Origin of the sequence: Actinomycetospora lemnae (genome assembly GCF_028737315.1) — a bacterium.
GTDB lineage: Bacteria > Actinomycetota > Actinomycetes > Mycobacteriales > Pseudonocardiaceae > Actinomycetospora > Actinomycetospora lemnae.
The window spans coordinates 172,763-191,740 of the sequence record NZ_JAQZAO010000007.1; the positions used below are offsets into that span (position 1 = coordinate 172,763).

Consider the following 18,978-nt stretch of genomic DNA (forward strand, 5'->3'; position numbering starts at 1 on the left):
CCTACTTCACCGGATCGGTGCGCGTGCCGTTGCGCTGGCCCCGGACGAGCGACGTTGCACCCTGTACAGCCGTTGCGCTCCGCGTACACCCTTGAACTTGCGCGGCGCGGCGGTGCGGAAGCGGATGGGCTCGACCCCCTCCGGCGTCGCGGCGAGGACGGCGTCGTGGACGGCCGCGGTCACCGTCACCTCGCCCGGGCGCGCCGTCTCGGTGACGCGGCTGGCGAGGTTGACCGGCGGCCCGAACCAGTCGCCCGCGTGCGGCACCCCGATGCCCTTGGCGGCACCCACCCGCAGCGCGGGGCGCCCGTCGTCCGCGTCGGACCAGGCCTCGACGAGCGCGACGGCGGCGTGGACCAGCGCGGTCGGGTCGGGGGAGACGAGCATGACCGCGTCGCCGATGACCTTCGCCAGCCGCACCGGCGAGGTGACCACCTCCGTCGCGCACGCCGAGAGCATCTCGGCGACCTCGCTCAGCTCGACCGCGGACACGGACTCGCCGAGGTCGGTGAACCCGACGAGGTCGGCGAAGCAGACCGTGACGTCCTGCGCGCCCTGCAGCCGGCCCGCGCTCGTCTCCTCGACGGCCAGCGCGTGCGAGCGGATGCGGTCGGCGAGGGCGGCGGCGACGAGGTGGACGAGGTGGAGCGAGTCCTCCTCGACGATGCGACGGGCCTCGGTGGCATAGCGCAGCGCCATCTCCGGCTCGGGCTCACCGGGGCTCAGCAGGGCCTCGCCGAGCAGCCCGCCGAGGGCGTCGGCGATGTTGAGCACGCCCCGTCCGATCGCCCGGACGACCGGCATCATCTCCTCGTCGCTGAAGCCCAGGCTGCGGTACCGGTGGATGCGCTCGGCGATCTCGACGTCCTCGTCGGTGTAGATCGGGTCGTCGGGGTCGGGCGCGAGCGGGCGCCCCAGGGCCTGGAACCAGCGCCGGACGACGTCGAGGTCCACGTCGGCGAGGCGGCAGACGTCGGTGAGCGAGTGCCCGTCGTCGGGACGCAGCGTGCGTTCGAGCAGCAGCAGCCCGAGGCGGTCGCGCGCGATGGCGTCGCGCATCGTGTCGAACGCGACCCCGTCGGCCGCGAGCGACTCCAGCACCGAGATCCGCGTGCGCCGGTCGTCGCCGGTCAGGCCGTCGAGGAGCCCGGCCCGCTCGTAGTCGCCCTCGGCCATCACCGAGCGCAGACGCGCCGGCAGGGGCAGTGACGGGCGGTGGCGCGGCGGCACCGACCCATTTTGCCAGCGGCGCCCGGAGCGGACATCTCGTGCTCCCGGTGGGAGACGGCTCACGACGGCGCGGACGGGTCCCCGCGAGGTCCGTACCGTGGACGGGTCGGGAGATCGGGAGGACCCATGAGCAGCGGCCCGCGCCTGCTGGCCACGAGCGACCTGCACGTCAACCGCTCGGAGAACGAGGACCTGGTCCGCGAGCTGCACCCCACCCACCCGGACGACTGGCTGATCGTCGCAGGGGACGTGGGGGACCGCGTCGACACCGTGACCTGGGCCCTCGGCGTCCTGGCCGAGCGCTTCGCGCGCGTCATCTGGGTGCCGGGCAACCACGAACTGTGGACGCCGCCGGGCGACGAGGTCGACCTCGTGGGACCGGCCCGCTACGACCACCTCGTCGAGGCGGCCCGCGGGCTCGGCGTGCTGACGCCCGAGGACCCGTGGCCCGTGTGGGACGGCCAGGGAGGGCCGGCGCTGGTCTGCCCGATGTTCCTGCTCTACGACTACAGCGTCCGACCGCCGTCGATCCCCGAGGACTGGTCGAACGAGGCCGCGCTCGAGGTCGCCCGCGAGGCCGGCGTCGTGTGCACCGACGAGATCCTCATGTCCAGCGACCCGTTCCCCGACCCCGCCGCCTGGTGCGCCGACCGCCTCGCGCGCACCCAGGCGCGCCTCGCCGAGCGGCCGTCCGGGATGGCGACGGTGCTGGTCAACCACTGGCCACTGACCCCGCATCCCACCCGCATCCTGCGCCACCCCGAGTTCGCGCTCTGGTGCGGGACGACCGCCACCGCCGACTGGCACGTGCGCCACGACGCGGCCGCCGTCGTCTACGGCCACCTCCACATCCCCCGCACGACCTGGGAGGACGGCGTGCGCTGCGAGGAGGTCTCGGTCGGCTACCCGCGCGAGTGGCAGCGCCACGGGCTCGTCCGCGGCGCGCTGCGGGAGATCCTGCCCGGGCGCGAGGCCGCCGAGCCCGACCCGTTCACCGCGTGGGCGGCCGGGCAGCGCGCCACCTGGGCGCGGTCGTGACGGCCCCGACCGACGCGCTCGGGGAGCTCCTGCCGCGGACCGTCGTGGCGGTGGCCCGGGCCGACGACGACCCGTCCGCCGTGCTCGCGCCCGAGGAGGCGGCCGCCGTGGAGCGGGCGGTCGCGACCCGGCGCGCGGAGTTCACGACGGCCCGGACCTGCGCGCGCGACGCGCTGAGCCGGCTCGGTGCCCCGGCCGTGGCGATCCCGGTGGGGGAGAAGCGCGCCCCGATCTGGCCCGACGGCGTCGTCGGCGCGATCACGCACTGCGCCGGGTTCCGCGGCGCGGCGGTGGCCTGGCGCGACGAGGTCCGCAGCGTCGGCCTCGACGCCGAGCCGCACGTGGCGCTACCCGACGGCGTGCTCGAGGCGGTGTCCGACGAGGGCGAGCGGGCGGTGCTCGCCGCGCTGGCCCGGGACGTCCCGGACGTGCGGTGGGACAAGCTCCTGTTCAGCGCCAAGGAGAGCGTCTACAAGGCGTGGTTCCCGCTGACCGGGCGCTGGCTGGGGTTCGAGGAGGCCGAGCTCGTCCCGGCGGCCGACGGCACGTTCCGGGCCGGGCTGCGGGTGCCCGGGCCGGTGGTGGACGGGCGCGAGGTGACGGGGTTCGCCGGGCGCTGGGTGGTGCGCGACGGGCTGGTGATCACCGCGGTCGCCCTGCCGGCGTCGGGGTCGTAGCGTCGGGGGTGCCATGCGGGACGAGGGCTACTGGGAGCGCTACGAGTCGGTCGTCGAGCAGCGGATCCGCGACGCCCAGGACGAGGGCAAGTTCGACGGGCTGCGCGGCGCCGGCCGACCCCTGCCGGGGCTGAACCGCCCGTACGAGGAGAACTGGTGGCTGCGCTCGTACCTCGAGCGCGAGGGCATCCCGAACGACGTCCTGCTGCCGACGCCGCTGCGGCTGCGCCGCGAGATCGACCGTCTGGCGGAGACCGTGCGGGACATGGAGACCGAGCGCGAGGTCCGCGACACCGTCGCCGCCCTCGCCGCGCGCGTGGCCGCCTGGCTGCGGTTCCCCGACGGGCCCCAGGTCGCGGTGCCGATGCCGCGCTCCGACGAGATCGTGGCGCGCTGGCGGGAGGAGCGGGCGCGGGGCCGGGGGGCGCGGGAGCGGGCCGGACCGGGTGAGCCGGTCGGGGAGCGGGCGGTGGAGCCGGCCGCGCGGGTGCCGGCGCCGCGGCGGTCGTGGTGGCGGCGGCTGCTGGGGCGCGGCTGACGGCTGCTGGACGCGGCTGAGGCGGCGTCGGATCAGCCGGCGCGCGGGGTGCGGGGCAGGTCGACGACCGTGCCCGGCGTGCGGGCGGGGGTGTCCTCGCCGGCGGGCGCCACGTCGTGCTCGTCGGGGTGGTGGTCGTGCCGATCGTCCCGGTGCTCGCGGTCGTCGCGGTCGTCGCGGTCGTCGCGGTGGTCGCGGTCGTCCGGTCGCCGGGACGGGGCGAGCGGGACGACCGTGGCCGCGCCGATGCCGTGGTAGCGCTCCGGGGTGCAGGTGAGCACCACGACCTGCGCCGCACCCTCGGCCGCGGTCGCCGCGGTGAACACGGCGCCGAGGCGGGCGAGGCGCTCGGGGTCGGTGTGGCCGAGGGCGTCGTCGATGACCACGGGCACCCCGTCGGCGGGGTCCACCAGCGCGGCGCACGCCAGGCGCGCGCACAGGCCGAGCTGCTCCTGCGCGCCGCTGGACAGCGCGCCGAACGCCACCGTCGTGCCGTGCAGCGTGCGGTGGGTGATGCGGAGGTCCTCGTCGATCTCCAGCGACAGCGACGGCCCGAACACGATCCGCGCGAGCCGCTCGACCTGCGCGCGGAACGGGGCGACGTAGGACCGGCGGACCCGGTCGCGGTGGCGGGCGAGGGTCTCGTGCAGGCGGCGCGCCGCGGCGGCCCGGCGGGCGACGGCGTCGTGGTCGCGCACCGCGGCCTCGAGCTCGGTCGCGGCGGCGGCGAGCTGGTCGTGCCAGCCCTCGAGGCCCGCGGCCTGCAGGCGCCCGGTGGTCTCCGCGTGCTCGCGCTCGAGGCGAGCGGCCTCGGCGGCGAGGCGCTCGTCGACCGCCCGCGCGTTGACCACCCGCGCCTCGACGGTGTCGGGGTCGTCGTCGGCGAGGGCCGCGGCCAGCGACTCGTGCTCCCGCTCGGCCTCCCGCGCCCGGGCCCGGCGATCCTCCTCGGCGGCGGCGAGGTCGGCGTCCGGCTCCGCGGCGCGGGCGGCGCGCAGCTCCTCGGCCCGGCGCGCGTGGGCGTGGCGCGCGTCGGCCGCCCGCTCGGCGAGCACCGCGGCGCGCGTCTCGGCCCCGCGCACCGCGTCCTCGGCCGCCCGGCACGCCGCCCCCGCCTCGTCGGCCCGGCGCACGGCGTCGTCGGCGGCCACGCGGGCGGCGTCGGACGCCTGCCGCAGCGCCGCGAGGTCGGCGCCGACGGGCTCGACGGCGGCGGGCTCGGCGATCGAGAACAGGTCGTCGCCCCGTCCGACGCCGTCGTCCTCGCCCAGCCGCCCCCGCACCGCGTCCTGGGCCTCGCGCAGGGCCGCGGTGCTGCCGTGGCCCGCGAGCTCGCGGTCGCGCGCGGCGCGGTGTTCCGCGGCGCGCCGGGCTGCCTCGTCGGCGCGGCGGCGGGCGGCGCGGGCGGCCTCGAGGTCGGCGACGCCCAGGTCCGCGCAGCGTTCGTCCAGCGCGCGGGCGCACGCGCGCACGGCGTCGTCGCGGCCGGCCTCGTCGTGGCCGGGGCGCACGCGCACGTCGAGCACCCCGGGCACCGACACCGCCCGCGACCCCGCCACCGGCAGGTTCTGCGTCCGGCCGGGCGCGAGCGTCACCGGCTCGCCGTCGACGACGACCGTCAGCTCGGCCGGCGCGATCAGCTCGACCCGCGTGGCGGCGGCATCACGCGCGGCCTCGGCGCGCAGGAGGTCGCGGGCCAGGTCCTCGAGCGCGTCGAGGTCGTCGGGGCCGACGGTGGCGGTCGCGAGCACGCGCTCGGCCGCGGCGAGCCCGGACTCGGCCTCCTCGACCCGGCGCAGGCGCTCGGCGAGGTCGGCGAGCTCCGCGCGGTCGCGGGCGGCGGACACGGCCCGGGCGGTGTCGTCGGCGGCCCGGCGCGCGGCCGCCGCCTCCCCGCGAGCCGCGGTGTCGGCGGCGCGCAGGACGTCGCGTTCCTCGCGGGCCGCGACGTGCTCGGCGTCGTGGGCGTCGCGGGCCTCCTCGGCGCGCTCGACCACCGCGGCGTCGGCCTCGACCGCGGCGACCAGCGCGTCGCGGGCCTCCCGCCGCTCGCGGGCGGTCTCCGCGCGCTCGCGCGCCAGCACCGCGCGGCCGCGCGCCGTCTCGACCTCCCGCAGCCGCGACTGCAGCCCCGCCCAGCGGTCCTCGAGCTCGGCGACCTGGGCGGCGTGGGCGAGGCGGCGGCTGCGGACGCCCGCGGCGTCGGCGTCGAGCCGGTCGCGGGCCGCCACGTCGCGCTCCACCGCCTCCAGCGCGGCCCGGCAGCGCTCGTGCTCGGTCTCGGCGTCGGCGAGGCGCACCTCGGCGGCTCGGAGCTCGCCGGTGGCCCGGCCGCTGGGTGTGCGGTAGCGGCGCAGCTCCTCGACCGCGCGCTCGACGAGTCCGTCGTCGGCGGTGGGGTCGGGGCGCGCGGCCCCCGAGGCGGCGCGGTCGAGCGCGCGGGTCAGGGCGTCCTGGCCGCCGAGGTCGGCCTGGCCGACGGCGGTGTGCTGTTCGACGCGCAGCCCGCGCCAGAGCACGCGGTCCATCGTCTCGTCGAGGATCGCCGTCACGCGGGCGTGCGCGTCCGCGCCGGTGAGCTGCTCGCGGGCGGGCTCGAGGACGTGCAGCTCGGTGCGTGGGCGGCGCAGCCAGCGCTTGCGGTAGACGAAGCGGTAGGGGCCGGTCGACACCTCGGCCTCGACCTCGGGCCCGGCGTCGACCCCGGCCGGTTGCGCGGCGCGGATGTCGGCACGGCGCGAGGAGTCGGCGGCGTCGAAGAGCAGGTCGAGCGCGGCCACCGTGGAGGTCTTGCCCACCTCGTTGTCGCCCTGCAGCACGGTGACCCCGCGCTCGGCGAGCGCCACCTCGCGGTCGTGCACGCCGCGGAAGTCGCGCAGGCGGATACGGTGCAGCCTCATCGCGGGCTCCCGACCAGCCGGTGGAGCAGGCGCAGGGCGTCGCGGGCCTCGGCGTCGTCGCGGCGGGCGGCGGCGAACAGGTCGGTGGCGGCGTCACGGGCGAAGCCGTGCAGCGCGAGGTCGTCGAGGTCGGCGTCGTCGGGGACCGTCGCGAGGTCGGAGTGCTGCTCGAGGACCTCGACCGCGGCGAAGGCGTGGCCGTGGGCGGCGAGCAGGTCGTCGAGCCGGCTGCGCTGGCGCAGCGACAGCGTGCCGACCAGGGCGAGCCGCACCGCCGTGCGCTCCTTGTCGAGTAGCGCGGCGAGCCGGGCGTCGAGCGCGTCGAGGTCGTCGTCGCCGTCGAGGCCCGCGTCGTGGCGCACGAAGCGCCACCTCCCGACCGTCTCCACCGAGACCCGCGCGGCGTGCTCGTCGAGGTCGACGACCAGGACGTGGCCCGGATCGACCTCGTCGAAGTCGGTGACCTCGGGCGTCCCGGGGTGGCGGATGCGGTCGTCGACGGCGTCGGCCCAGGTGGAGTGCCGGTCGCCGAGCGCCACGTAGTGCACCCGCCCGTCGGCCAGCGCCGCGAGCACCCCGTCGCGGCGGATGCGGGCGGGCTCGTCGTCATCGGGGTCGAGCACGTCGAGCTCGCCGTGCCCGGCCAGCACCCGCAGCGTGCCCGGTGGCGCGGGGTCGAGGGCCGCGAGCTGCTCGCCGACGAGGTCGGTCAGCGGGTGCTTGGACCGCCACGGCGCGGCGACGACCTCGACGCCCGGCGCGACCTCGTGCACGCCGGGGGTGTCGAGCACCGTGATGTGCGGCGGGCAGCGGCGCACGAAGTCGGGCCGGCGCAGGACGCAGGCGGCGTCGGCGGGGTCGTGGTTGCCGGGCAGGAGCAGTACCGGCGTGCGGAACGAGGCGAGCGCCTCGCAGGCGCGGGCGACGACGTCGGGACCCACGAGGTTGGACTCGAAGACATCGCCGCAGACGAGCACGAAGGCGGCGTCCCGCTCGTCGGCGAGGCGCCCGAGCGTGGACACGGCGTCGAGGCGGGCCTGGGCGAAGCGGGCCTGGGCCTCGCCGGTGAGCCCGCCCGCAGCCTCCTTCGGCGGGCGGGCCCCGAGGACCCGTCGCGTCATGCCGAGCTGCCAGTCGGCGGTGTGCACGAACCGCACGCCTGCTCCCTCCGCTGCTCGACCCCTGACCGTAGAACGACGCCACGGCCCGGACGGGCACCGACACGCACCCGATCCGGCACAGGGTTCGACGCAGCCGCCGCTCCCGCGGTTCCGTGTTTCTCGGGCGGGATCGAGCGGGTGGGTTTCCTGGCGTTCAGTGACAGCGTGGACGCCAGGCTGGCAACCCCAGCCGCCCAGGTCAGGTCCGGTGGGGTCAGGTCAGGTCAGGTCAGGGGGAGCTCGGCGACGGCCTCGAGCCCGCCGCGGCTGCCCGAGCGTTCGACGCGGACGCGCGCGTCGCGGCCGCTGACCTCGAGCGTCGACACGGCGTTGCCGAACCACGGCCCGCCGATCGTCGACCAGGACAGCGGCAGGTCCCCGATCCCCGCCGCCCGCGCGACGCGGCCCAGGGCGTTGGTCAGGCCCCGCCACCAGCCGAGCGCGAACACGTACTCCATGAACCACGGGACGCCGTTGCGGACCGGCGAGCAGGTCAGCTGGTAGACCCGCGAGCGGGTGGGGGAGGGGTAGCGGGCCTCGGCGGCGTAGCTGTGGTGGACGTCCCCGGAGAGCACGCACACCGTCGCCGGTGCCGACGGGCCCGAGGCCACCCCGCGGACGAGGTCGGCGAGCCTGTCGAACGAGGCGCGGAAGGCCGGCCAGTGCTCGAGGTCGACGGCCTGCCGCACGGTCTCGGCGAGCTTGCTGCCCCGCGACGCGGCCCACTCGTCGAGCGACTGGACGTGGCTGACGGCCGGCGGCATCAGCCACGGGATCGACGAGCCGAGCAGCAGGTGGTCGACCTCCTCGTCCGGCGACGACGCGTTCTCCTCGATCCAGGCGAACGAGTGGTCGTTGATCATCAGCCGGTTCTCGGCGTTGAGCACCCGGGCGCAGCGCGAGTCGACCATCAGCAGCCGGGTGCGCCCCAGGTCCCAGCGGTAGCTCCAGCGCACGCCGGTGGGCTCGCCGACCTCGGCGTCGGCGCGGGCGGCGAAGTCGGCGAGCATCGCGAACACGTCGCCGTCGGCCTCGAGGACCTTGCGGTAGAGCGGGTCGGCGTCACGCGACTCCGGGTCGAGGTTGCCGAGGTGCTGGTAGACCCAGTACGACGCGAGCCCGGCCCGGATGCGCTGCGGCCACCACGGCTTCGCCGCCATCTGCTCGCGCCAGGTCTGCGAGGTGTTCCAGTCGTCGCGGACGTCGTGGTCGTCGAAGATCATCGCCGTCGGCACCGTCGAGAGCAGCCAGCGCAGCTCCCGGTCGGTCCACGACTCGCTGTAGAGGTGGGCGTACTCGCCGTAGTTCGCGATCTCCAGGCCAGGCCCGTCCTCGGCATCGGGGTCGCGGTTCGCCCGGATCCAGCGCTCGGTGCGCGGGGTGATCTCGTCGGCGTAGACCTGGTCGCCGAGCAGGCACAGGGCGTCGGGCAGGACCGTCGCCGGGTCGTCGGCGGCGGTGACCTCGTCCATCAGCCGCGTCGCGAACGCGTCGAGCGCGTCGATGCCGAGCGAGGCCTCGAGCTCGGGGTCGTCCGTCGGCGGGTAGCGGCAGGAGCCGAAGACGAACCGCAGGCGCCCGGTCTCGGGCTCGTCGGTGCGCTCGCGGCGCGTGCGCAGATAGCTCGGCGGCGTCGACGTGCCCTCGATGGGCCACACGAGCTCGCCGTCGAGGCGCACCTCGTAGGGCCGGACGGTCCCGGGCTCGAGGCCGTCGACGACGACGAGCGCGTAGTGCTGCCCGCAGACCTGGAAGGTCGGGGCGGACGCGCCGAGCACCTCGACCGTGCAGCGCTCGCTCGTCTCGACCCAGATCGTGGCGGTGGTGGTGCCGACGTGGCGCAGCACGGGGCCCAGCTCGAGGGACGTCACCCGCCCTGCCTACACCGGGCGCCCGTCCGCGGCCACGTGACGACGCGCCGCGATCAGTCCGAACGGTGGGTCAGCTGCTCCAGGCGGCTCTGGACCTGGTCGAGGCGCGCCTGCAGCAGAGCCACCTCGGCGCTGAGCAGCGGCACGAGCGTGGCCTCGTCGACCTCCCCGCCGACCCCCGCGAGCGGGGCGAGGCCGTCCTCGGTGGTGTCCTCGGCCTGCACCGGCACGTGTCCCAGCAGCACCCCGAACGCCTCCGGGGTCAGCACGGGACGCGGCCCCGCGCACAGCCCGCACACCGGGTGCAGGCGTCGCCAGCCGACGATCCCGGGCCCGCCGTCGGCGAGCGCCGTCGCGGCCCGGCCGCAGCCGCAGCGACCCAGCTGGACCGACCGGATCGTCTGGCGCGCATAGCGCAGGCCCAGCTCGTAGCGCACGAAGCGGCCCGACGCCGCGATCTCGAGCAGCACGCAGTGCTGGTACTGCGGGTCGCACGCGAGGTCCCGGGCGTCGTCACGCGCGTGGAAGCAGTAGAAGCCGCAGTCGCACCACGACGACGGGCAGCGGTGCCGCGGGCTCTGGATGCACACGGCGTCGGCGACCGCGCCGTAGACCTGCGAGCGGCCCAGCGCGACGCCGTTGAAGCCCCCGCGGCGCGAGTCCGCGGAGATCATCGGGTACGCGATCTTGTACCCCGTGAGCGGGCCCTCCGGCCGGTGCCTAGCGATCGACCAGCTGCTCGGCCGGCTCACGCTGATCCGTGTCCTCGAGGACCTCCTCGGCCGCGGGCGCCTCGGGCGCTGCGGGGGCGGGCGGGTCCTCGGCGATGCCGGCGGAGAGTCGACGTCCCAGGCGCATGGCGGCCTCCGAGTGTCCGGGGTGACGTGCCACCAGCGTCGTCGGCGAACCCCGCGATGTCCAGGGTTGTCGGAGGTTCGCGCATCCCCACGCGCCGAGGGCCCGGGTCGATCCCGACCCGGGCCCTCGCGGAAGCTGCTGTGGGGAGCGGCTCTCTACTGCGTCACTGCTGGTCGTGCTGCCCGACGTGGTGTCGGGTGATCACTCGGCCGATCACTCGGCGGCGGCGAGGCCCAGGGCGTCCAGGGCGGCGCCGACCTCGGCCTCGGTGGCCGCGACGTCCTTGTCGAGCTGGTGCGCGTACGGCGCCAGCTCGGCCGCGTTGGCCGCGGGAGCCGCGACGCCGGTGACGGCGGCGGGGACGGCGACGGCGGCGAACGCGAGGCGCATCGTGCTCTTCTTCATGGGAGTCCTTCCCGATCAGGACGGTGTGACCGTCCGGGTCCGGCTGACCCGAACGGCCGAACCATCGCGGGCCTCCGGCGTCCGGTTCAAGCCAGAACGGCCCATTCCGGGACTCGGTAACGAGATCATCACGCGGGCTGTGACGGCTCGGCTGCGCCGCGCGACCGAACGCCCATGTCCAGGGCCTTCCGGGTGGTCCTCGCGAGGATCTCGGGAAGATCACGTCGACGTCACGGGGGTTCACGTCGATGAAACGTCGTGCGGGCTCGCCGGGGCCCTGCGCGGGGTGTCGTACGCTCGCCCCGCCGTGCCCGCACCGGCGCGCGGCACCCGGGGGGCAGTAGCTCAGCTGGTCAGAGCAGCGGACTCATAATCCGTCAGGTCGTCGGTTCGAGCCCGACCTGCCCCACCCGCTCAGCCGTCCTCGCCCGATTCGGTCCCGGTGTCCCCGGACCCGGTGGCGTCGGAGGTGTCGGTGCCGCCGGTGCCGTCGGTCGCGTCCGCGGCGTCGTCGGCCGCGGGGTCGTCGGCGGTGGCGCCCGGACCGGGGGTCCCGGCGTCCGGGGACGTGCCCGCGTCGGCGGGCTCCTCCTCGGCCGTCTCGGAGTCCGAGCTCGTGGTGGCGGCGTCGCCCGTCGACGGGAAGGCCAGCGCCACCCCGGCGCCGGCGGCCACGGCGACGAGCAGGGCGCCGATGGCGAGGGCGGACGCGAGCAGGGCACCGACGCGAGCACGAGTGGTCGTGGCCTCCGTCTTCGACGGGGCGGGGGCCACCGCGTCGACGAGCCTGGCCACGCCGGCCTCCAGCGGGCCGCGTCCCAGGAACCGCTGCCAGACCATCCCGGCGGCCAGGACGCCGAGGACCTGCACGAGGAAGAGCGCCCCGGGGTCGGCCCCCGACGCCAGCCCGGTGACGACGACGTGCAGGACGTAGAAGGTCAAGGTCATCGACCCGGCCGCCGCGAGCGGGCCCCGGACCGCGCCGAGGACGCGGCCGGACGTGCGGTCCGCGGTGCGGGCGACCAGGCGGTCGAGCAGCAGCGCCAGGCCCAGCACCGCCAGCGAGGTCCCGATCGTGCGGGCGAGGTCGAACGGGGTGGAGGAGTGCGGCAGGGACACCGCGAGCCACCACCAGCTCGAGGCGGGCGTGACACCGTTCGGTCCCTCGACGAACAGGCCGGCGAGCTCCGCGGGGTCCGTGCCGGGGGCGGTGAGGACCTGCCCGAGCCCGCCGGCGACCTGCAGCAGCAGCGTCGAGGAGACGGCGGCGACCGTCGCGAGCGCTGCGCCACCGACGGCGAGGGCGGTCGCGGTGCGGGTGCGGTCGAGGCGCAGACGTCCGACGGCGATGCCCACGCAGAGGTAGGCGAGCCACGGCCAGACCGGGTAGGCGCCGGTGAACAGCAGGGTGGTCAGCAGGCCGGCCGGGTCGGTGACCAGCAGCGTGAACGAGGGGTCGAGCAGCTCGGTGGGCGGCAGCTGTGCCCGCAGGAGGTGGCTCGTGACAGGGGCGACGACGACGAGCGCCGCGCCGAGGGCGGCCAGCACGCGGGTCGACAGGAGCACCAGCGGGACGGCGAGCACGAACAGCACGCCGTAGTAGGTGAGGATCACGTCGATGCTGCCGAGCTCCGCCTGACCGAGGGCGAGCCCGATCGTGCCGATCGCGAGGCCCCGCACCACCAGGCGCAGGGCGTGACGGCGGGCGGCCTCGGTGCCCGGCTCCACGCGGCGCCGGCCGGTCAGCAGTGCGACCGAGAGCCCCGCCAGGACGCCGAACAGCGCCGCGGCGGGCCCGTTGACCAGGCGCCCGATGAGGGTGGGCTGGTCGCCCTCGGACAGGGGCAGCGTGTGGGCGGCGATCATCCCGATCAGCGCGAGACCCCGGGCGACGTCGACCCCGCGGACACGCGCGGGTCGGGACGCGGCGGGCGTCGTGACCACGGGGACCGGCCGGGTCGGGGTGAACGCCACCGTGGGCGCGTCGACCGTCCGCGGACGCGCCGCCGGGCCCGCTCCCGGCCGCACCCCCGGACCCGCCGGCGGACGCGGCGCCGGGAAGCGGTCGGTGACCGCGCCGGTCGGGCCCGGGGTCCGCGGACGTGGCGGCTCGGTGGTGATCATCAGGGCTCCTTCGCGCCCGGCGGCGGTGACCACACGAGCGTCCGCCGATCCGGGACGCCGCAGAATCACCGCCGCGGGCACAGAGGTCGGCCACCCAGGTCAGGGTTCTGTCACCTCGGGGCAAGGGTGCTCAGACGCGGGTGACGCGGCGCGGGTGCAGGACGATGCGCCGGATGTCCGCCTCGTCCGCCCACTCCGCCGCGGTCGCGCGGTGCTCCGCGGAGTCGGGGTCGTCCCAGTAGCGCTGCGCCAGCCGGTCCGCGAGCTCCTTGGCGCCGTCGTGGTGCACGGTCACGTCCGCCTCGATCGACACCCAGCCCTCGGTCTCGCCCGTCGGCCGGACCACGACGAACGTGGCCCGGGGGTCGGCCTCCAGGCGGCGGATCTTGGGCGAGCTCGCGAGCGAGAACAGCTGGACCCCGCCCTCGGGCGTCGCCTCGAACCACACCGGCCGGGGTGCGGGCAGGCGCCCGGGGGCGGGCGGGATCGTCAGCAGCCCGTGCAGCGGGCGGTCGAGCAGGGCGCGGTCGTCGTCGCTGAGCATCGGGGGCCTCCGGGTCGGTGGACGGTGGTCAGTGCCAGGCGCCGAGCGCGGCCTGCTCGACGGCCCATTCGCGGAAGGGGCGCGCGGGCCGGCCGAGGAGGCGCGGGACGTCGTCGCCCACGGCGTCGAGGTGGCCCTCGCTCATGATCGCGAAGAGCCCGACGAGCTCCTCGACGGTCGCCTCGTCGGCGCCGTCGGCGCGCAGCTCGGCGGCGTAGGCGTCGGGCTCGAGCGCCTCGTAGCGGATGTCGCGGTCGGTCGCGGCCGCGATGACGTCGACGGCCTCGCCGAACGACAGCGACGCGGGCCCGGTCAGCTCGTAGGTCCGGCCCTCGTGGCCCGGCGTGGTCAGGACGTGCGCGGCGACGGCGACGACGTCGGTGAGGTCGACGAACGCGTCCGCCACCTCGGCCTTCGCGGGCAGCGCGAGCCGCCCGGACCGCACCCCGGGCCCGAGCGCGTCCTCGGTGAAGCTCTGGACGAAGTTCGAGGCGCGCAGGACCGTGCCCCGCCCCGTCGCCGCGACCGCGCGCTCCGCCTCGACCATCGTGTCGCCGAAGCGTCCGTCGAAGTGCTCGAGACCGCGCCCGGAGATCATCGCCAGGCGCCGGACGCCGGCGGCGACCGCGGTGTCGACGAACGGCGCGATCGGCGTCGGGTCGCGGTACGGGGCCACGAGGTAGAGCGCGTCGGCGCCGTCGACCACCCCGGCCCACGTCGCCGGCTCGTCCCAGTCGAACCGCACCGGGCCCCGTCGTCCCGCCGCCCGGACCCGGTGCCCCGCGACGCGCAACGCCGCCGCGAGGCGCCGGCCCGACTTCCCCGTCCCGGCGAGGACCGCCACATCGTCTGCCATGACCCCAGGCTCGTCCGCGGTCGTCGTCCTGCCCATCGGCGCGACGCTCCGGCACCTTCGCGAGCGTCCACGCTCGACCCCCGACAGCGTCTAACCTCGAGGAGGTGGGGACGATCGACGCGCTGCTCGGGACGGTCCGCGTCGAGGAGCCCGCCCTGCGTGCCGACGCGCTCGCCCCCGGCCGGGCCACCGTCCCGACCGGCGACCGCTGGGCCCTCGTCGCCGTCGCGCGCGGGGAGGCGGACCTCGGCGACGGCGCGCTCCACCCCGGCGACGCCGTCCTCCTGCGCGGTGCCGGCCGCCTCGCCGCCCGGGTCGGCGACGAGGGCGTGACGCTGCTCGTCGCCGAGTTCGCGCTGCGGGGCGCCGCGCAGCGGCTGGCGCTGCTGCCCGCGCGCGCGGTCGTGCGTGCCGACTCGGAGTTCTGTCGTCTGCTCGTCGAGCGCGTCACCGACCAGCTCGACGCCGCGCCCACCAGCGACGTCGTCTCCACCCGCCTGCTCGACTGGCTCGTCACCGACACCGTGCGCGACGTCCTCGCCGAGGCGGCCGCGGAGGTGACGGCCACCGATCCCGGCGTCGCCGCCGCGCTCGCCGCCATCCACGACGACCCCTCCAGGGCCTGGACGGTCGCGCGCCTCGCCGCGCGTGCCGGGGTGAGCCGGGCGGCGTTCGCCCGCCGGTTCCGCGAGGAGGTCGGCACGTCGCCGCTGTCCTACCTGCGCGAGCACCGCTTCGACCTCGCCGAACGTGCCCTGGCCACCGAGCCCGACGCCACCGTCGCGGCGGTCGCCCGCCGCGTCGGCTACGCCAACCCCTTCAGCTTCAGCACCGCGTTCCACCGCCACCGCGGTCGGGCCCCGAGCGCGATGCGCCGCGCCGAGCCCTCGACGGCCCCGGGCTGACGGTCAGGCCGGGGTCTCGGGCTCGGCGGTGGCCTGCTTCGCCTTCTGCTCCCGCTGCGAGCGCACGCCGGACCTCACCGACACCAGCACGATGAGGCCGATGGTGATCCACAGGGCGTACCTGTCGATCGTGAGCACGGCGTCGACCGCGTGCTGGCCGATGCCGTAGCCGAGCCCGGCGACGAGGCCGGTCATGAGCGCCGCGCCCAGGGCGTCGAGGACCAGGAACGGCAGCAGCCGCACGCGCCCGAGACCGGCCAGGGCGAACACCGCGGCCCCCGGGACGCCGGGCAGCGACGCCCCGACGACGGCGAGCGCGGTGACCCACCTCGGGGCCGAGCGGATCCTCGCGACGACGCGCTGGGCCATGTCCCCGGGCGCCCACAGCGCGATGATCTTCTCGCCCCACCGGCGTCCGGCCAGCCAGAACAGCCAGTCGAACTTGATCATGCCGAAGGTCCCGGCGGCGATCACCAGCCACAGGTTCCCCTCGCCGATCCGGGCGAACGCGGCGCCCGCGCCGGTCGCGGAGAGGCTGCCGGTGAGGGCGGCGAGCGCGGTGGGGTGCGATGCCAGCAGGAACGGGCGCAGCGGCATCGTCGCCGCCATCGCGGCGAGGACACCGAGCGTCGCGAGGACCAGGACCTTGTCGCCACGCGACATCGGGTGGTCCCACGGCATGGCGTCGCGCCAGGCCTTCTTGGCCTGCGCGATCTCCTCGGCCGAGTAGTCCGCGGTCCGCCACCGGAAGCGCTTCGGCGCCGGCGCGGGCTCGGTCTGCTCGCCCTGCTGCTCGCGACTCGTGTCGGCGCCCGCGCCCGTCATGGTCTCGCTCCGTCCCCGATCGGTGACCCCGGGAGCTCCTCCCCGGTGTGGTCTCCACGATGGCCGAGCGGGGCTCGGGCGGCGTCCCTCGCCGGGACGACCTCACCGCCGGCCCTCCCCCGTGAGGAGGAGGCCCGGCGGCGGGAGGGTCGGCGGCTGGAGGGTCGGCGGGTGGGGCGTGGCTCAGGCCTGCGCGGCCACCCCGCGGGCGGGGGCCTCGTCCGGGCCGTCGAGGCCGCGGGTCAGCGTCTCGCTCATCGCCCAGCTGCTGCCCAGCGAGATCAGGGCGAGCAGGACGGTGAAGCCGGCGACCGCCATGAGGCTGCCCGTCCAGAGCACGAGCAGGCCGCAGATCGCGGGCGCGAGCCCGCCGACGATCGAGGCGAGCTGGTAGGAGAGCGAGGCCCCGCTGTAGCGCAGGTGGGTCGGGAAGAGCTCGGAGAAGTACGCCGACTGCGGCCCGTACACCGCGCTGCGGCAGGCCTGGACGACGAGCCCGCCGAGGATGAACAGCCCGACGACCCCGGTCTGCACGAGCAGGAAGTACGGGATCGAGAACACCGCGAGCAGCGCCATCCCCCCGAGGAAGAGCGGACGCCGGCCCAGGCGATCGGAGAGCAGCCCGAGCAGCAGGATCATCGGGATGTCCGACGCGGACAGGAACGTGTTCGCGCCGAGGATCGTGCTGCGCGTGTAGCCGAGCTCGGTGGTCGCGTAGGAGACGAGCCAGACCGAGCTGATGTAGAAGGTCGCGTTGGTGGCGACGAACGACCCGGCCGCCAGGAAGATCAATTTCGGGTGCTCGCGGAGCACCTGCAGCACCGGCAGCCGGCTCGCCTCGCGCCGCTCCTGGTCGCGGCGGAACACCGGGCTCTCGGCCACGGTCAGCCGGATCCACATCCCGACGGCGATGAGCACGGCGCTCGCGAGGAACGGGATGCGCCAGCCCCAGGCCTGGAAGGCGGGCTCGCTGACGGTCAGGTCGAGCACGAGGAACGAGCCGGTGCCCATGACGAGCCCGAGCGGCACGCCGACCTGGGGCCAGCTGCCGTAGAAGCCGCGCCGGTGGGGCGGAGCGTTCTCGACGGCCATGAGCGCGGCGCCGCCCCACTCGCCGCCGACCCCGAAGCCCTGGGCGAAGCGCAGCACGACGAGCAGGACCGGCGCGAGCACGCCGATCGTCGCGTACCCGGGCAGCAGCCCGATGCCGACCGTCGCCGCGCCCATGAGCAGCAGCGAGTACACGAGCATCGGCTTGCGCCCGACGCGGTCGCCGAAGTGCGCGAACACCGCGCCGCCGATGGGGCGGGCGATGAAGCCGGTGGCGAACGTGCCCAGCGCGGCGATGGTGCCGATCGCCGGGTCGGCGGCCGGGAAGAACACCTTGTTGAACACGAGCGCCGCGGCGGTGCCGTAGATGAAGAAGTCGAACCACTCGATGGTCGTGCCCACGAGGCTGGCGGCGGCGACCCGCCGCGGCACCCGCAGGGAGGGTCCCGCGCGGCCGCCCTCGACCGACTCCGTTCCGGACGCGTCGCTGGCCATGGGGTGCTCCTCGTCGTCGGGGTGCCCGGTCATGGAACGGCCCGCCCGGACCAGGGTCAAGGCTCGGCGGAGGAGTCGGTGACGAGACTGGGCCGTCGGCACGACGGCGCGCCGCCGTCACGGTGCGGTGTGCACACCTCGACGCTGCGTCGTCAGGAGCGTCGTCAGGAGCGTCGTCAGGAGCGTCGTCAGGAGCGCGGGAGCCAACGGGCGGCGGCGTCGGCGGCGTCGTCGGCCCCGGCGTTGAAGGCGATCGCGGCCTGCGGGGCGTGGCGGCGGACGAGGTCGACGACGCGCTCGAAGAACGCGAGCCGCGCCTCGTCGGTGCGGATGCCGCCGCCCACGACGACGCACGCGTAGGGCTCGGCGGCGAGGACCTCGGCGATCCGTGCGGCCAGCACGTCGGGGTCCTCGTCGTACGGGAGCAGCTCGTGACGCGCCGCGATGCCCCGCTCGACGAAGCGCCGCTCACCCGCCTCGATCTTCGCGACCACGGGCTCCGGGTCGTACCCCGGCACCGTGCGGGGGTCGAGCCCGAGGACCAGGACCTGCGTCGACGCCACGGCCCCCGATCGTGCCGGATGCCGGTCCCGGACCTCGAGGTGATGACCCGTCACGTCCGGCGGCGTCACCGCAGGCGGGGGAGCACGTCTCCGGCGAGCAGCTCGAGGGTGCGCTCACGGTCGGCGGACGCCGCGGCGGGCGCGATGACCACCGACGCAGCGCCGGCGTCGCGGTACTCCGCGAGGCGGGCCGCGACCTGCTCGGGGGTGCCGTGCGGGACGCAGGCGTCGACGATCCGGTCCATGTCCTGGCCGTAGGTGGCCGCGAGGACGTCGAGCGCGCGGCGGCGGGCGACGGCGGGGTCGGGGTCGACGGCGGTCCACGCGAAGTAGGCGCCGGTGACCGCGGCCGGGTCGCGGCCGCGGCGCTCGGCCTCCTCGCGGGCGGTGCGCAGGCCGCGGGCGACGCGGTCCGGGCTGCCGAGGTAGGGCATCCAGACGTCGCCGGCGCGCCCGGCGCGGCGCATCGACGCCTCGGAGCGCCCGCCGACCCAGATCGGCGGGCGCGGCCGCTGCAGGGGGAGCGGGTCGAGGGTCGCCGTGGTGCCGTCGACGTCGATCGCCTCGCCCGCGAACAGGCGCCCGAGCACGTCGAGGCCCGCGTCGGTGCGCCGTCCGCGCTCGCGCACCGGGACGCCGCACGCCGTGAACTCCACGGGGTTCTCGCCGCCCACGCCGACGCCGAGCTCGAAGCGCCCGCCGGAGACGCGGTCCAGGGTGGTCGCCATCTTCGCGGCGAGCGGCGCGGGGTAGAGCGGCAGCAGCGTCACCGCGGTGAGCAGCCGCACCCGGCTGGTCACCGATGCGGCCGCGGCGAGGGTGACGAACGCGTTGGCCGTCGGGCTGCCGAAGAGCACGTGCTCGCCGGCGGCGACGATGTCGAAGCCCTGCTCCTCGGCACGCCGGGCATCGGCCGCCTCCATCGTCGGCGGCATCATC

The 18,978-nt window shown here is 76.3% G+C and carries 18 protein-coding genes and 1 tRNA gene; 5 read left to right on the forward strand and 14 right to left on the reverse strand.

The genetic code is table 11. The annotated features are described in order from the left end of the window. Window positions 1-6 precede the first annotated feature (6 nt). Window positions 7-1,230: an adenylate/guanylate cyclase domain-containing protein gene (locus PGB27_RS17470; RefSeq protein ID WP_274201659.1), complete on the reverse strand. Its 1,224-nt coding sequence runs from the start codon at window positions 1,228-1,230 to the stop codon at window positions 7-9. Window positions 1,231-1,356: 126 nt separating this feature from the next. On the opposite strand from PGB27_RS17470, the gene PGB27_RS17475 reads away from it, so the two are divergent. From PGB27_RS17475 to PGB27_RS17485, 3 genes are read left to right on the forward strand one after another with little or no spacing between them, the layout of a single operon-like run. Next, window positions 1,357-2,268: a metallophosphoesterase family protein gene (locus PGB27_RS17475; protein ID WP_274201660.1), complete on the forward strand. Its 912-nt coding sequence runs from the start codon at window positions 1,357-1,359 to the stop codon at window positions 2,266-2,268. Continuing rightward, window positions 2,265-2,945, forward strand: a complete 681-nt coding sequence (locus PGB27_RS17480; protein WP_274201661.1) for a 4'-phosphopantetheinyl transferase family protein — start codon at window positions 2,265-2,267, stop codon at window positions 2,943-2,945. Before PGB27_RS17475 ends, PGB27_RS17480 begins: the two co-directional genes overlap by 4 nt. 13 nt (window positions 2,946-2,958) lie before the next feature. After that, the gene (locus PGB27_RS17485; RefSeq protein ID WP_274201662.1) at window positions 2,959-3,483 is read left to right on the forward strand and encodes a DnaJ family domain-containing protein; all 525 of its coding nucleotides are present in this window, start codon (window positions 2,959-2,961) and stop codon (window positions 3,481-3,483) included. Window positions 3,484-3,515: 32 nt separating this feature from the next. Here the strand turns inward: PGB27_RS17485 and PGB27_RS17490 are convergent, their stop codons facing one another. The 6 genes from PGB27_RS17490 to PGB27_RS17515 form a co-directional block, all read right to left on the reverse strand. Beyond that, window positions 3,516-6,383 carry an AAA family ATPase gene (locus tag PGB27_RS17490; protein WP_274201663.1) on the reverse strand — a complete coding sequence of 956 codons (2,868 nt, stop codon included), beginning with the start codon at window positions 6,381-6,383 and terminating at the stop codon, window positions 3,516-3,518. Next, complete coding sequence (locus PGB27_RS17495; RefSeq protein ID WP_274201664.1) at window positions 6,380-7,540, reverse strand: metallophosphoesterase family protein; 1,161 nt, start codon at window positions 7,538-7,540, stop codon at window positions 6,380-6,382. Before PGB27_RS17495 ends, PGB27_RS17490 begins: the two co-directional genes overlap by 4 nt. Window positions 7,541-7,767: 227 nt before the next feature. Then, window positions 7,768-9,414: an alkaline phosphatase D family protein gene (locus tag PGB27_RS17500; protein ID WP_274201665.1), complete on the reverse strand. Its 1,647-nt coding sequence runs from the start codon at window positions 9,412-9,414 to the stop codon at window positions 7,768-7,770. Window positions 9,415-9,467: 53 nt separating this feature from the next. Further along, window positions 9,468-10,088, reverse strand: coding sequence for a hypothetical protein (locus PGB27_RS17505; protein WP_274201666.1), 621 nt, complete (start codon window positions 10,086-10,088; stop codon window positions 9,468-9,470). 46 nt (window positions 10,089-10,134) lie between these two features. Then, window positions 10,135-10,272 (reverse strand): hypothetical protein, encoded by a 138-nt coding sequence (locus PGB27_RS17510; protein WP_274201667.1) that lies wholly within the window; start codon window positions 10,270-10,272, stop codon window positions 10,135-10,137. Window positions 10,273-10,485: 213 nt separating this feature from the next. After that, on the reverse strand, window positions 10,486-10,677 hold the full coding sequence (locus PGB27_RS17515) for a hypothetical protein (RefSeq protein WP_274201668.1): 192 nt from the start codon (window positions 10,675-10,677) through the stop codon (window positions 10,486-10,488). A 334-nt stretch (window positions 10,678-11,011) separates the two neighbouring features. Here PGB27_RS17515 and PGB27_RS17520 point away from each other — a divergent pair. Continuing rightward, window positions 11,012-11,086, forward strand: a tRNA-Ile gene (locus PGB27_RS17520). Window positions 11,087-11,091: 5 nt separating this feature from the next. Here PGB27_RS17520 and PGB27_RS17525 read toward each other — a convergent pair. The 3 genes from PGB27_RS17525 to PGB27_RS17535 all read right to left on the reverse strand — a co-directional run bounded on the left by PGB27_RS17525 (window position 11,092) and on the right by PGB27_RS17535 (window position 14,201). Then, window positions 11,092-12,801 (reverse strand): heparan-alpha-glucosaminide N-acetyltransferase domain-containing protein, encoded by a 1,710-nt coding sequence (locus tag PGB27_RS17525; RefSeq protein ID WP_274201669.1) that lies wholly within the window; start codon window positions 12,799-12,801, stop codon window positions 11,092-11,094. Window positions 12,802-12,931: 130 nt separating this feature from the next. Beyond that, a complete protein-coding gene (locus PGB27_RS17530; protein WP_274201670.1) occupies window positions 12,932-13,345 on the reverse strand; it encodes a pyridoxamine 5'-phosphate oxidase family protein in 414 nt (137 codons plus the stop codon). 28 nt (window positions 13,346-13,373) lie between these two features. Continuing rightward, complete coding sequence (locus PGB27_RS17535) at window positions 13,374-14,201, reverse strand: Rossmann-fold NAD(P)-binding domain-containing protein (protein WP_274201671.1); 828 nt, start codon at window positions 14,199-14,201, stop codon at window positions 13,374-13,376. Window positions 14,202-14,305: 104 nt separating this feature from the next. On the opposite strand from PGB27_RS17535, the gene PGB27_RS17540 reads away from it, so the two are divergent. Then, window positions 14,306-15,106, forward strand: coding sequence for a helix-turn-helix transcriptional regulator (locus PGB27_RS17540; RefSeq protein WP_274201672.1), 801 nt, complete (start codon window positions 14,306-14,308; stop codon window positions 15,104-15,106). 3 nt (window positions 15,107-15,109) lie between these two features. On the opposite strand, the gene PGB27_RS17545 is transcribed toward PGB27_RS17540, so the two are convergent. From PGB27_RS17545 to PGB27_RS17560, 4 genes are all read right to left on the reverse strand, one after another. Further along, on the reverse strand, window positions 15,110-15,931 hold the full coding sequence (locus PGB27_RS17545; RefSeq protein WP_274201673.1) for a DedA family protein: 822 nt from the start codon (window positions 15,929-15,931) through the stop codon (window positions 15,110-15,112). 183 nt (window positions 15,932-16,114) lie between these two features. After that, on the reverse strand, window positions 16,115-17,476 hold the full coding sequence (locus tag PGB27_RS17550) for an MFS transporter (RefSeq protein ID WP_274201674.1): 1,362 nt from the start codon (window positions 17,474-17,476) through the stop codon (window positions 16,115-16,117). Window positions 17,477-17,664: 188 nt separating this feature from the next. Then, complete coding sequence (locus PGB27_RS17555) at window positions 17,665-18,039, reverse strand: hypothetical protein (protein WP_274201675.1); 375 nt, start codon at window positions 18,037-18,039, stop codon at window positions 17,665-17,667. Between the two features lie 65 nt (window positions 18,040-18,104). Next, window positions 18,105-18,977 (reverse strand): LLM class flavin-dependent oxidoreductase, encoded by an 873-nt coding sequence (locus PGB27_RS17560; protein ID WP_274201676.1) that lies wholly within the window; start codon window positions 18,975-18,977, stop codon window positions 18,105-18,107. Window position 18,978: the final 1 nt, after the last annotated feature.